General features: G+C 60.5%; 10 protein-coding genes and 1 tRNA gene. All 11 read right to left on the bottom strand.

The window, feature by feature from the left end; genetic code table 11:
• Positions 1–122 precede the first annotated feature (122 nt).
• On the bottom strand, positions 123–593 hold the full coding sequence (gene rpsG, locus AACZ17_RS16980; protein ID WP_290744882.1) for a 30S ribosomal protein S7: 471 nt from the start codon (positions 591–593) through the stop codon (positions 123–125).
• 115 nt (positions 594–708) lie between these two features.
• Positions 709–1,080, bottom strand: coding sequence for a 30S ribosomal protein S12 (rpsL, locus tag AACZ17_RS16975; RefSeq protein WP_027951188.1), 372 nt, complete (start codon positions 1,078–1,080; stop codon positions 709–711).
• Positions 1,081–1,348: 268 nt separating this feature from the next.
• Positions 1,349–5,566 carry a DNA-directed RNA polymerase subunit beta' gene (gene rpoC, locus AACZ17_RS16970; RefSeq protein ID WP_339638994.1) on the bottom strand — a complete coding sequence of 1,406 codons (4,218 nt, stop codon included), beginning with the start codon at positions 5,564–5,566 and terminating at the stop codon, positions 1,349–1,351.
• A 77-nt stretch (positions 5,567–5,643) separates the two neighbouring features.
• Positions 5,644–9,717, bottom strand: coding sequence for a DNA-directed RNA polymerase subunit beta (gene rpoB / locus AACZ17_RS16965; protein WP_290744879.1), 4,074 nt, complete (start codon positions 9,715–9,717; stop codon positions 5,644–5,646).
• Positions 9,718–9,903: 186 nt separating this feature from the next.
• Positions 9,904–10,284 carry a 50S ribosomal protein L7/L12 gene (rplL, locus tag AACZ17_RS16960; RefSeq protein WP_290744877.1) on the bottom strand — a complete coding sequence of 127 codons (381 nt, stop codon included), beginning with the start codon at positions 10,282–10,284 and terminating at the stop codon, positions 9,904–9,906.
• 39 nt (positions 10,285–10,323) lie between these two features.
• Positions 10,324–10,851 carry a 50S ribosomal protein L10 gene (rplJ, locus tag AACZ17_RS16955; RefSeq protein ID WP_290744876.1) on the bottom strand — a complete coding sequence of 176 codons (528 nt, stop codon included), beginning with the start codon at positions 10,849–10,851 and terminating at the stop codon, positions 10,324–10,326.
• 309 nt (positions 10,852–11,160) lie between these two features.
• The gene (gene rplA, locus AACZ17_RS16950) at positions 11,161–11,856 is read right to left on the bottom strand and encodes a 50S ribosomal protein L1 (protein ID WP_290744874.1); all 696 of its coding nucleotides are present in this window, start codon (positions 11,854–11,856) and stop codon (positions 11,161–11,163) included.
• A complete protein-coding gene (gene rplK / locus AACZ17_RS16945; protein ID WP_290744872.1) occupies positions 11,856–12,290 on the bottom strand; it encodes a 50S ribosomal protein L11 in 435 nt (144 codons plus the stop codon). The genes rplA and rplK overlap by 1 nt, the downstream gene beginning before the upstream one ends.
• Before the next feature lie 135 nt (positions 12,291–12,425).
• Positions 12,426–12,959 carry a transcription termination/antitermination protein NusG gene (gene nusG / locus AACZ17_RS16940; protein WP_290744870.1) on the bottom strand — a complete coding sequence of 178 codons (534 nt, stop codon included), beginning with the start codon at positions 12,957–12,959 and terminating at the stop codon, positions 12,426–12,428.
• Positions 12,960–12,983: 24 nt separating this feature from the next.
• A complete protein-coding gene (gene secE / locus AACZ17_RS16935; RefSeq protein WP_290744869.1) occupies positions 12,984–13,346 on the bottom strand; it encodes a preprotein translocase subunit SecE in 363 nt (120 codons plus the stop codon).
• Between the two features lie 53 nt (positions 13,347–13,399).
• Positions 13,400–13,475, bottom strand: a tRNA-Trp gene (locus AACZ17_RS16930).
• Between the last annotated feature and the right edge of the window lie 145 nt (positions 13,476–13,620).

The raw sequence follows: 13,620 nt of genomic DNA, 5'->3' as shown, positions 1-13,620 counted from the left end.
CGCTCGGTGGTCGTGGTTTTACCCGCGTCCACGTGAGCGCAGATACCGATATTGCGGTATCGCTTGATAGGAGTCTTGCGTGCCACGATAATTTCCCCTGTAACAGGTTGCCTGGCGTTAATTTAGAACCGGTAGTGCGAGAAGGCCTTGTTGGCTTCTGCCATGCGATGCACGTCTTCACGCTTCTTCACGGCATTACCCTTGCCCTGTGACGCATCGATAATTTCGCCGGCAAGGCGCTGACGCATGGACTTCTCACCGCGGTTGCGCGCGTAATCAACCAGCCAGCGCATGGACAGAGCCACACGGCGGGCGGGACGCACTTCAACCGGCACCTGATAGGTTGCACCACCGACCCGGCGGGACTTCACCTCGACCATCGGCGCGATGTTCTCAAGCGCTTCGTCAAAGGCCTCGAGGGGATCTTTCTTCAGGCGCTCCTGGACGATATCCAGCGCACCGTAGACGATGGTTTCTGCGACAGACTTCTTGCCGCTGATCATTACGTGGTTCATGAACTTGGCCAGCGTTACGTTGCCGTATTTGGGATCCGGCAGGACTTCACGTTTGGCGACTACGCGTCTTCTTGGCATGTTGTTGCCCTTCTCTCTTCAGGTTAATCCGAACACCGACCTGCCACACAGGCGGGGGAGGCAGAGGTTCAGCCTTACTCACTTCACTGTTGACCCGGAGCACAGCCCCGGGGGTTTACTTCGGCCGCTTGGCGCCGTACTTGGAACGGCCCTGACGACGCGCAGAAACACCGGAGGTGTCCAGGCTGCCGCGCACGGTGTGGTAACGCACACCCGGCAAATCCTTCACCCGGCCGCCGCGAATCAGCACCACGCTGTGCTCCTGCAGGTTGTGACCTTCACCGCCGATGTACGAAGACACTTCGTACCCGTTGGTGAGGCGCACACGGCAGACTTTACGCAGTGCAGAGTTCGGCTTCTTGGGGGTCGTCGTATAGACACGCGTGCACACACCGCGGCGCTGGGGACAGCTCTGCAGGGCGGGCACGTCACTCTTGGCGACCTTGCGCTTCCTCGGCTTACGAACCAATTGGTTGATCGTTGCCATCTAGTTTGAACTCCAGATATTGTTTGAATTCATGGCCATAACAGCCATCCTCAAGCCGTTTCAGGGGCTTGCGGCGCCGCTGTGGAGCCCGTTTACACGGCTCCGGATGCAGCACACTGCCCGTTGCGCCACGCACACGGCGGAGCACCCCGGGAAAGAGGAGGCGGCATTCTATAGACGCCCCCCATGCGAGTCAAGAACAGAGTAGCGGCCGGCAACACCACCGGCCCCAGCCGCCCGCGGCCCTCGCAGGCCCCGGGCAATACCCTTACTCGGTATCCTGCAGTGCTTCGGTGAGTGCCGCCTCGATTTCCTGGGCAGACACACTCATTTCCACATCACCGCCGCGAGTGCGCTTGCGTTCCTCGTGGTAGGCCAGACCGGTACCTGCCGGTATCAGACGACCAACCACCACGTTCTCCTTGAGGCCACGCAGGTAGTCGCGCTTGCCGGTCACCGCGGCTTCAGTCAGAACCCGGGTAGTCTCCTGGAAGGAGGCTGCGGAGATGAAGCTTTCCGTGGCCAGCGACGCCTTGGTAATACCCAGCAGTTCGCGCTCAGCGGAGGCTGGCACCAGCCCTTCCGCGAGGAGGCGCTCGTTCTCTTCGATGAACGTGACGTACTCGACCTGCTCACCCTTGATCAGGCTGGAATCGCCGGAGGACGTGATCACCACCTTGCGCAGCATCTGGCGAACAATCACCTCGATGTGCTTGTCGTTGATCTTCACGCCCTGCAGACGGTAGACCTCCTGGATCTCGTTGGAGATGTACTTGGCCAGCTCTTCAACGCCCTTCAGGCGCAGAATGTCATGTGGGCTCAAGGGGCCTTCGGAGACGATTTCGCCCTTCTCCACAAACTCCCCTTCGAACACCGACATCAGGCGCCACTTGGGAATCAGCACCTCGTAGTGGTCGGAACCGTCGGGCAGGGTCTGCCCGTCCGTCGGGGTGATCACCAGACGCCGCTTGCCCTTGGTTTCCTTGCCGAAGCTCACCGCACCGGAAATCTCTGCCAGAATTGCAGGCTCTTTGGGCTTGCGCGCTTCAAACAGGTCGGCAACGCGAGGCAGACCACCGGTGATGTCGCGGGTCTTGGAGCCTTCCTGGGGAATACGGGCGATGACTTCACCGGCATCCAGGCGGGCACCGTCCTCGAGGCTGACCAGCGCGTTGGGCGGCAGGAAGTAGTGCGCCGGTACGTTGGTGTTCGCGAGGCAGAGCTCTTCACCCTTATCATCCACCAGGGTAATGGCCGGGCGCACATCCTTGCCCGCGGCGGGGCGTTCACCCACGTCCAGGACCTCAATGCTGGACAGACCCGTCAACTCATCGGTCTGGCGCTTGATCGTGATGCCCTCCTCCATACCGGAGAAGCGCGCAATACCCGCCACCTCGGTGATGATGGGGTGGGTGTGGGGATCCCAGTTTGCAACCACGTCACCCGCAGCCACGTCAGCGTGGTCCTGCACCTTGATGATGGCACCGTAGGGCAGCTTGTAGCGCTCGCGCTCGCGACCCATCTTGTCCAGCACCGACAGCTCACCGGACCGCGAGGCCGCGATCAGGAAGCCGTCCTTGCGCTCCACCGTCTTCACGTTGTGCAGGCGCACCTTGCCGTCGTTCATGACCTGGATGTTGTCCTGCGCGGTCTGCCGCGAGGCCGCACCACCGATGTGGAAAGTACGCATGGTCAGCTGCGTGCCCGGCTCACCGATGGACTGCGCGGCAACAACGCCCACGGCCTCACCCATGTTGACCCGGTGACCACGGGCCAGGTCGCGACCGTAGCAGGCTGAGCAGATACCGTGGCGTGTTTCGCAGGTTATCGGCGAACGCACTTCCACTTCATCGATACCCATTTCCTCGATGCGCTTGATCCACAGTTCGTCGAGCATGGTGCCGGCGGTGATGGCGATTTCGTCATCCGTACCGGGGCGAATCACATCGCGGGCCACGATACGGCCCAACACGCGATCACCCAGTGACTCGATGATGTCGCCGCCATCGATAACCGGGGTCATCAGCAGCCCCTGATCGGTACCACAATCGACTTCCGTGACCACCAGGTCCTGGGCCACGTCGACCAGGCGCCGGGTCAGGTAACCGGAGTTGGCTGTCTTCAGTGCGGTATCCGCCAGACCTTTACGCGCACCGTGGGTCGAGATGAAGTACTGCAGGACGTTCAGGCCCTCGCGGAAGTTGGCCACGATCGGCGTCTCGATGATCGAGCCATCCGGCTTGGCCATCAGGCCGCGCATACCGGCCAGCTGGCGAATCTGCGCCGGTGAACCCCGGGCGCCGGAGTCGGCATACATGTACACGGAGTTGAAAGAGGCCTGTTGCTCCTCCTCGCCATCACGGTTGACCACGGTCTCTTTGGAGATCCCTTCCATCATCGCCTTGGAAACCAGGTCGTTGGCCCGGGACCAGATATCGATGACCTTGTTGTACTTCTCGCCCTGGGTGACCAGGCCGGCGGCGTACTGGTCTTCGATTTCCTTCACCTCGCGGTCGGCACGGGCAATCAGCTCGGCCTTGGCTTCGGGAATCACGAAATCGTTTACGCCGATGGAGGCCCCTGAGCGGGTTGAGTACTCGTAGCCCGTATACATCAGCTGGTCGGCGAAGATGACCGTTGCCTTCAGACCCACCACGCGATAGCACTGGTTGATGATGCGCGAGATGGCCTTCTTGGTCATGTCCTGGTTGACCATGTCGTAGGCGATGCCTTCGGGGACAATTTCCCAGAGCAGCGCGCGGCCGACCGTGGTGTCGGCCACCACCGTACGCTCGGAACGCTCACCTTCCTCGTTCTGCACCACTTCGTGGATACGGACCTTGACTCGCGCCTGCAGGTGTACGTGGCCGGCGCGGTAGGCGCGGTTCACCTCGGAGACGTTGGCAAAGATCATGCCTTCGCCCTTGGCGTTCACACGCTGGCGGGTCATGTAGTACAGGCCCAGAACCACGTCCTGGGAGGGTACGATGATGGGCTCGCCGTTGGCGGGCGACAGGATGTTGTTGGTCGACATCATCAGCGCGCGGGCTTCCAGCTGCGCTTCCAGCGTCAACGGCACGTGCACCGCCATCTGGTCACCGTCGAAGTCGGCGTTGTAGGCGGCGCAGACCAGCGGGTGCAGCTGGATGGCCTTGCCTTCAATCAACACGGGCTCAAACGCCTGGATACCCAGGCGGTGCAGCGTCGGTGCACGGTTCAGCAGCACAGGGTGCTCGCGAATCACTTCGGCGAGAATGTCCCAGACTTCCGGCGGCTCACGCTCGACCATCTTCTTGGCGGCCTTGATGGTCGTGGCCAGGCCACGCGCCTCAAGCTTGCCAAAAATGAAGGGCTTGAACAGCTCCAGAGCCATCTTCTTGGGCAGACCACACTGGTGCAACCGGAGCGTGGGACCGACCACGATCACGGAACGCCCCGAGTAGTCCACGCGCTTGCCCAGCAGGTTCTGGCGGAAGCGCCCCTGCTTGCCCTTGATCATGTCGGCAAGGGATTTCAGCGGGCGCTTGTTGGACCCGGTAATCGCGCGACCGCGGCGACCGTTGTCCAGCAGTGCATCCACGGATTCCTGCAGCATGCGCTTTTCGTTGCGCACAATGATGTCAGGCGCATTCAGATCCAGCAGACGCTTGAGGCGGTTGTTGCGGTTGATCACGCGCCGGTACAGGTCGTTCAGGTCTGACGTCGCGAAGCGGCCGCCATCCAGGGGCACCAGCGGACGCAGGTCCGGTGGCAGTACGGGCAGCGCGTTCAACACCATCCACTGCGGCTTGTTGCCCGAGCTCGCGAAAGCCTCCATGAGCTTGAGGCGCTTGGACAGCTTCTTGATCTTGGTTTCCGAGTTGGTCTGCGGAATTTCCTCACGCAGGGTCAGAATTTCGCGCTCGAGATCGAGCTGCTTCATCAGATCCTGTACTGCCTCGGCACCCATCTTGGCGGTGAACTCGTCACCGAACTCCTCCATCGCCTCGTAGTACTCTTCATCGGTCAGCAGCTGGCCGGGGTTGAGCGTTGTAAGGCCTGGATCGGTTACTACATAGGATTCAAAGTACAGCACGCGCTCGATGTCGCGCAGGGTCATATCCAGCAGCAGGCCGATGCGCGAGGGCAGCGACTTCAGGAACCAGATGTGTGCCACCGGGCTGGCGAGTTCGATGTGGCCCATGCGCTCACGACGCACTTTCGCCAGCGCCACTTCCACGCCGCATTTCTCACAGATCACGCCGCGATGCTTGAGGCGCTTGTACTTGCCGCACAGGCACTCATAGTCCTTCACGGGACCAAAGATCTTGGCACAGAACAAGCCATCGCGCTCCGGCTTGAAGGTCCGGTAGTTGATGGTTTCCGGCTTCTTCACTTCGCCGAATGACCAGGAGCGGATCATTTCGGGCGACGCCAGGCCAATGCGGATGGCGTCGAATTCTTCTGACTGTCCCTGGGACTTGAGCAAATTCAGTAAGTCTTTCAAGGTCTTTCCTCCACGAGGTTTTCCTTCCAGCTACAGCGGCAATTGCCGCTGTAGCCCCGAGTCCGTTTTACCGCTGGTTAGTCACTCTCCAGCTCGATATCGATACCGAGGGAGCGTATTTCCTTGACCAACACGTTGAAGGACTCGGGCATGCCCGGTTCCATACGATGGTCACCATCGACGATGTTCTTGTACATCTTGGTGCGTCCCGCGACGTCATCCGACTTCACGGTGAGCATTTCCTGCAGGGTGTACGCAGCACCGTAGGCTTCCAGGGCCCACACCTCCATCTCACCGAAGCGCTGGCCACCGAACTGCGCCTTGCCGCCCAGCGGCTGCTGGGTAACGAGGCTGTAGGAGCCGGTGGAACGCGCGTGCATCTTGTCGTCCACCAGGTGGTTCAGCTTCAGCATGTACATGTAGCCCACGGTGACCGGGCGATCAAAGGCCTCGCCGGTGCGACCGTCGTACAGCGTGAACTGGCCACTTTCGGGCAAATCAGCCAGAGACAGCAGTTCCTTGATCGACTCCTCAGCAGCGCCGTCAAACACCGGCGTCGCCATCGGAACACCTGCACGCAGGTTTTCGGCCAGTGCCAGAATCTCCTTGTCATTCAAGGACTTGAGATCTTCCGTACGGCCGGACCCATTGTTGTAGATGCGCTCGAGGAATTCGCGGACTTCCGCAACCTTGCGCTGCTCCTGCAACATCTGGTCGATTTTCACGCCCAGCCCCTTGGCAGCCATGCCCAGGTGGGTTTCAAGGATCTGACCGACGTTCATGCGCGACGGCACGCCCAGCGGGTTGAGAACGATGTCCACCGGCTCGCCATTCTCGTCGAAGGGCATATCCTCGACCGGCATGATGACCGAGATAACGCCCTTGTTACCGTGGCGGCCCGCCATCTTGTCACCGGGCTGGATACGGCGTTTGATCGCGAGGTAAACCTTGACGATCTTCAGAACGCCCGGAGCCAGGTCATCGCCGCTCTGCAGCTTGCGCTTCTTGTCCTCAAACCGCTCTTCGAGCAGCTTGTTCTGCTCATCAAGCTGCTTCTTCGCCGCGGCGAGCGCGTCGTTGAGGTCGCTGTCGGCCAGCTTCAACTTGAACCACTGCTCGCGATCCAGGTCAGCCAGCACCTTCGCGGTCAGCTCCGTGCCCTTGGCCAGGCCAGCGCCGCTGACGGTCTTGGCACCCTTCAACTGGTTGCCAAGCAGCGAGAACGTCGCCTCTTCGAAGATCCGGTACTCTTCCTTCAGGTCCTTGCGGAACTTGTCGAGCTGGTGCTTCTCGATCTGCAGTGCACGCTGGTCCTTCTCAAGACCGTCGCGGGTAAACACCTGCACATCGATAACCGTACCCTTGGTGCTGGAAGGCACACGCAGGGACGTATCCTTCACGTCCGAGGCCTTCTCACCGAAGATGGCACGCAGCAGTTTCTCTTCCGGTGTGAGCTGGGTCTCGCCTTTCGGCGTTACCTTGCCCACCAGGATATCGCCCGCCTCGACCTCCGCACCGATGTAGACAATGCCGGACTCATCAAGCTTGGACAGCGCACTCTCACCGACATTGGGAATATCCGAGGAGATTTCCTCGGAGCCCAGCTTGGTGTCACGCGCGATACAGGTGAGTTCCTGAATATGAATGGTGGTGAAACGATCTTCCTTGACCACCTTCTCGGACACCAGGATGGAGTCTTCGAAGTTGTAGCCGTTCCAGGGCATGAACGCAATACGGATATTCTGGCCCAGCGCCAGGTCGCCCATATCGACTGACGGCCCGTCCGCCAGAATGTCGCCGCGCGCAACCACATCACCCTGTTTCACGATCGGGCGCTGGTTGATGCAGGTGTTCTGGTTGGAACGCGTGTACTTGGTCAGGTTGTAGATGTCGACCGGTGCTTCATCCCTGCCCACGTCCTTGTCGTTGACGCGAACCACGATGCGGCTGGCATCGACCGAATCGATGACGCCATCGCGGCGGGCGACAACGCAGACACCGGAGTCGGCGGCCACGTAGCGCTCCATGCCGGTACCGACCAGCGGCTTTTCACACTTCAGCGTAGGCACCGCCTGACGCTGCATGTTCGAACCCATCAGTGCACGGTTGGCGTCGTCGTGCTCGAGGAAGGGGATCAGCGCCGCTGCCACAGATACCACCTGTTTCGGCGAGACATCCATGTAATCCACCTTTTCGGGCGGCATGACCGTGAATTCGTTCATGTGACGCACGGCGATAAGCTCATCGACGAACCGGTTCTTGCTGTCGACCGACGCGGACGCCTGGGCGATCACGTGCTCCGCCTCGTTGATCGCGGACAGGAACTCGACTTCGTCGGTCACCTGACCGTTCACCACCTTGCGGTACGGGCTTTCCAGAAAGCCGTAATCGTTGGTGCGGGCGTAGGTTGCCAGCGAGTTGATCAGGCCGATGTTCGGCCCTTCCGGCGTCTCAATCGGGCACACGCGACCGTAGTGTGTCGGGTGCACGTCGCGCACTTCAAAGCCCGCGCGCTCGCGCGTCAGACCGCCCGGCCCAAGCGCAGAAACACGGCGCTTGTGGGTCACCTCGGACAGCGGGTTGTTCTGGTCCATGAACTGGGACAGCTGGCTGGACCCAAAGAACTCCTTCACGGCTGCCGAGACAGGCTTGGCGTTGATCAGGTCCTGGGGCATCAGGCCTTCACTCTCCGCCATGGACAGACGCTCCTTGACCGCGCGCTCGACGCGCACCAGGCCCACACGGAACTGGTTTTCGGCCATTTCACCGACGCTGCGTACGCGGCGGTTGCCGAGGTGGTCGATATCGTCGGTCATGCCGCGGCCGTTACGGATGGACACCAGCGCTTTCAGCACGTCCACGATGTCTTCGCGATCCAGCACACCGCTGCCGGTGACTTCTTCCCGGCCCAGACGGCGGTTGAACTTCATCCGGCCAACCGCTGAGAGGTCGTAGCGGTCAGGAGAGAAGAACAGGTTCTGGAACAGGTTCTCGGCAGATTCCTTGGTCGGCGGCTCGCCGGGACGCATCATGCGGTAGATCTCAACCAGCGCTTCCAGTTCGTTGCGCGTGCTGTCCAGACGCAGCGTATCGGAAATGTACGGGCCACAATCCAGCTCGTTGGTGTAGAGGGTATCAATGTTGTTGATGCCCATCTCTTCCAGGCGTGTCAGGATCTCGTCATTCAGCTCCGCGTTACACTCGACCACCACCTCGCCGGTTTTCTCGTCGACGACGTTTTTGGCCAGCGCACGGCCGTAGAGGTATTCGCGGGGAATCTCCAGCTCGGCCACTTCCGCCTTCTCGAGTTCGCGAATGTGGCGCGCGGTGATCCGGCGACCCTGCTCCACGATGACCTTGCGGCCGACCTTGATGTCGAAAGACGCAACGTCGCCGCGCAGGCGCGCGGGGATCAGCGCCATCTTGTAGTTGCCGTCCTTGTCGACGGTGAAGGTGTTGACCTCGTAGAACATGTCGAGGATTTCTTCGGACTGGTAGCCCAGCGCACGCAGCAGAATGGTCGCAGGCAGCTTGCGACGGCGGTCGATGCGCACGAACACCATGTCCTTGGGGTCGAACTCGAAGTCCAGCCAGGAGCCACGGTAGGGAATCACGCGGGCGGAATAGAGCAGCTTGCCCGAGGAGTGGGTCTTGCCCTTGTCGTGGTCGAAGAATACGCCGGGCGAACGGTGCAGCTGGGAGACGATAACGCGCTCGGTGCCATTGACCACGAAGGTGCCGTTGTCGGTCATCAGGGGAATTTCCCCCATGTAGACTTCCTGCTCCTTGATGTCCTTGATGGTCTTGCTGGAGGCGTCCTTGTCGTAAATGATCAGACGGACCTTGACCCGCAACGCACAGGAGTAGGTAATGCCGCGCAGCTGACACTCATTGACATCGAACACCGGCGTGCCGAGCTTGTAGTCAACGTACTCCAGCGCCGCATTGCCGCTGTAGCTGACGATAGGGAACACCGATTTGAAGGCCGCGTGCAGGCCGTAGTCGCCGCGCTCCTCGAGTGGTATGCCCTGCTGGGTGAACTTCCGGTAAGAATCGAGTTGGATCGCAAGCAGGTATGGAATATCCATCATGTTCGACAGCTTGCCGAAGTCCTTGCGAATACGTTTTTTCTCAGTGTACGAGTATGCCATCAGTACTCCCCAGCGTGTTTAGCTTCCCGCCGCCCTGCCGGCGGCAAGCGAGGCTCTTGACGGGTGAGCTGCGCCTGCGCAGCCCGCCCTGAAAAACTTGTGCTCATCAAGCGGGAAAAGGCCGGCAGGCAAAAGCGCCCACCAGCCTTGTCCTGGTCCAGCCAAAGCCAGACGTGAAGCAAGCGCTTACTTGACCTCGACGGTCGCGCCTGCTTCTTCCAGCTTGGCTTTCAGCGCGTCCGCATCTGCCTTGGAAACACCTTCCTTGACAGGTGACGGGGCGCCGTCAACCACGGCCTTGGCTTCTTTCAGGCCCAGGCCGGTTACTTCACGTACTACTTTGATAACGTTGACTTTCTTCTCGCCAGCGCTGGCCAGAATCACGTCGAACTCGGTCTGCTCTTCAGCAGCTGCGCCGGCGTCGCCAGCAGCCGCAACCGGTGCGGCAGCAACGGCTGCAGCGGCGGTTACACCGAATTTTTCTTCCATTGCGCTGATGAGCTCAACGATATCCATTACGCTCATTTCGGCGATTGCATTCAGAATGTCATCTTTGGACAGAGCCATGACTCAAATCTCCTGGTTAGCTGATAAATAAATAGCGACTTACGCCGCTTCTTTCTGATCGCGTACTGCTGCCAGTGTGCGAACCAATTTTCCAGGTACGTCGTTCATCGTCTGTACCAGCTTGGTTACCGGCGCCTTCATCACACTCATCAACATCGAGAGTGCCTGATCACGCGTCGGCAGTTTGGCCAGTACATCCAGTTGATCCGCACCCAGCATTTGGCCGCTCACCGCCAATACCTTCACCTCGAAGTTTTTATTCTCCTTGGCGAAATCCTTGAACAACCGTGCCGCTGCACCCGGATCTTCCATCGAAAATCCGAACAGGGAGGGGCCCACGAGAGCGTCACTGACGCATTCATAGTCCGTTCCCGCCAGCGCGCGCTTGGCCAGTGTGTTCCGCACGACGCGGAGGGTCACTGAGTTTTCGCGAGCGCTTTTGCGCAAAGCTGTCATTCCGTCCACGGTAACGCCACGTGCATCGGCGATCACCAGGGACAGGGCATTGGTGGCAGTCTCGTTAACTTCAGCAACGATCGCTTTCTTGTCGTCGAGTCCAATTGCCACTGGTATTACTCCTGGATTTACAGTTCCGGTAGCGCCAACGCTATGGCACTACCACCTTGCGTGGTGAACACGTCCACCATCTGCGTAGGTTGGGCTACCCTCGCGGGCTGCTCGATTAAGCCGGACTGTCGGAGACAGCGCAGGCGCCTACGGTCTTTGATGGCCTTCAGTTCTCAGCTAATCAGGCGTTTGCCCAAGACTGCTCCAAAGACCTCAAAGTGAGCGATGCGACTCGGTAGAACCGCATCACCCGGGCCAACCTTCCGTGGCTGGCCCCTGAGGCAGCGCCCCTTGTGGGGGCGCTGCCGATCAAGCTTCGATCGACGACTGGTCGACCGTGACACCCGGGCCCATGGTGGTGGACAGGGTGATTTTCTTCATGTACACGCCTTTCGCGGCAGACGGCTTCGCCTTGCGCAGGTCGGCCAGCAGCGCCTCAAGGTTGCCCTTGATGGCGGCGGGCTCGAAGTCGATCTTGCCGATGCCACCGTGGATGATGCCATTCTTGTCAGTACGGAAACGTACCTGACCGGCCTTGGCATTCTTCACGGCAGTCAGAACGTCGGGAGTGACCGTACCGGTCTTCGGGTTCGGCATCAGGCCGCGCGGACCCAGCACCTGACCCAGCTGGCCAACAACGCGCATGGCATCCGGAGAGGCCACAACCACGTCGAAGTCCATCATCCCGCCCTTGATCTGCTCTGCGAGGTCTTCCATACCCACGAACTCGGCACCGGCGGCCCTGGCCTGTTCCGCTGCATCACCCTGGGTGAAGACCGCCACGCGCACGTGGCTGCCCGTACCGTGCGGCAGCGTGGTAGCGCCGCGTACAGCCTGGTCAGATTTGCGGGCGTCCACACCGAGGTTCACCGACACCTCGACCGTCTCGTTGAATTTTGCGGTAGCAAATTCCTTCAGCAGCGCAACGGCTTCGTCGAAGGAGTAGGCTTTGCCGGGCTGGATCTTTTCCTTGAATGCGCGTACGCGCCGTGACAGCTTGGCCATTAGATCACCCCCTCAACATCGATACCGGCAGAGCGTGCGCTGCCGGCAATAGTGCGGACCGCCGCGTCCATGTCTGCCGCCGTCAGGTCCGGCCATTTCTGCGTTGCCACTTCTTCCAGCTGGGCGCGGGTCACCTTGCCCACCTTGACCGTGTTGGGCGTGCCGGAGCCGGATTTGATACCGGCAACCTTGCGCAACAGCACCGCTGCGGGCGGAGTCTTCTTGATGAAGGTGAATGAGCGGTCACCGTAAACGGTGATCACCACCGGAATGGGCAGGCCGGGCTCGAGATCCTGGGTCTCGGCGTTAAACGCCTTGCAGAACTCCATGATGTTCACGCCGTGCTGACCCAGTGCCGGGCCTACCGGTGGGCTGGGGTTCGCTTTGCCAGCGCCTACCTGCAGCTTGATATAAGCCTGTACTTTCTTCGCCATGTGTTGTCTCCCGGGTGCAAGCGCCGTTGTAATCCAGAACCGAAAGGGCCGGTTTACGCGGGCTCCCCATTGAGGCGACCGAAGCCGCCGTTAACATTGGCGGGCGCCACGTGTGTGACCCCCGCCCTACTGCAATCAGGCCTTTTCGACCTGACTGAATTCCAGCTCCACCGGAGTGGAGCGCCCGAAAATGAGCACGGCCACATTCAGGCGGCTCTTTTCGTAATTCACTTCTTCCACAACGCCATTGAAGTCGTTGAAGGGACCATCGATCACCCGAACCATTTCGCCGGGCTCGAACATGGTCTTGGGGCGAGGCGCCTCGACGCCCGCCTCGACGCGCTGCAGGATAGCGGCAGCCTCGGCTTCGGTGATCGGCGCGGGCGCATCCGCCTTGCCGCCGATAAAGCCCATCACCCGTGGCGTCTCCTTCACCAGGTGCCAGGTACCGTCATCCAACTCCATCTGCACCAGCACGTAGCCGGGGAAGAACTTGCGCTCGCTGCGGCGCTTCTGCCCGGCGCGCATCTCCACCACTTCCTCGGTCGGCACCAGGATTTCACCAAAGCGATCCTGCATGCCGTGCAGTTCTATACGCTCCTTCAGGGCTGCCGCAACTTTCTTCTCAAAACCTGAGTAGGCGTGGACCACGTACCAACGCATTGCCATCGGCTATCCCTTATCCTTTTCTGACTAACCAATCACCAGCGACACAAGCCAGCCGAGCAGGGAATCGAGCCCCCACAGCATCAGTGCCACCAGCAATACAAAGACCACAACGATCAACGTGGTCTGGACCGTCTCCTGCCGCGTGGGCCAGACGACCTTGCGAATCTCGGTGCGGGAGCTCTTCACCAGGGTCCAGAACGCGGCACCCTTGGCGGTCTGCAACGCAATCAACCCGGCCACCGCGGCGATCGCCACAATGCCCAGCACTCGATACAGCAGCGATTCTGCCGAGAAGTAGCTATTGCCGATGATGCCGACAGCCAGCAGGGCGATAACCACCGCCCACTTCACGGAATCGAAACGCCCGGCGTTCGTTTCCACACTCATTACTACAACCCTTCAGATCGGGCCGCGCCTGACGCGCAACCCCCTGCCATAAATGGCAGGCCAGGAGGGAATCGAACCCCCAACCTGCGGTTTTGGAGACCGCTGCTCTGCCAATTGAGCTACTGGCCTATATCCTCTTCTTAGACGACGAAGCCGAACTGCCCGCAAGCGGTTCGGCTCGAGTCGCCGGGATGCGCCGGAGCGCTCCCTGCTTCGGTGTTACTCGATGATCTTGGCGACGACGCCAGCACCCACGGTGCGGCCGCCTTCACGG

This window comes from uncultured Haliea sp., from assembly GCF_963973825.1.
Classification (GTDB): Bacteria; Pseudomonadota; Gammaproteobacteria; order Pseudomonadales; family Halieaceae; genus Haliea.
This window is presented reverse-complemented; position numbering and strand designations above follow the sequence as displayed.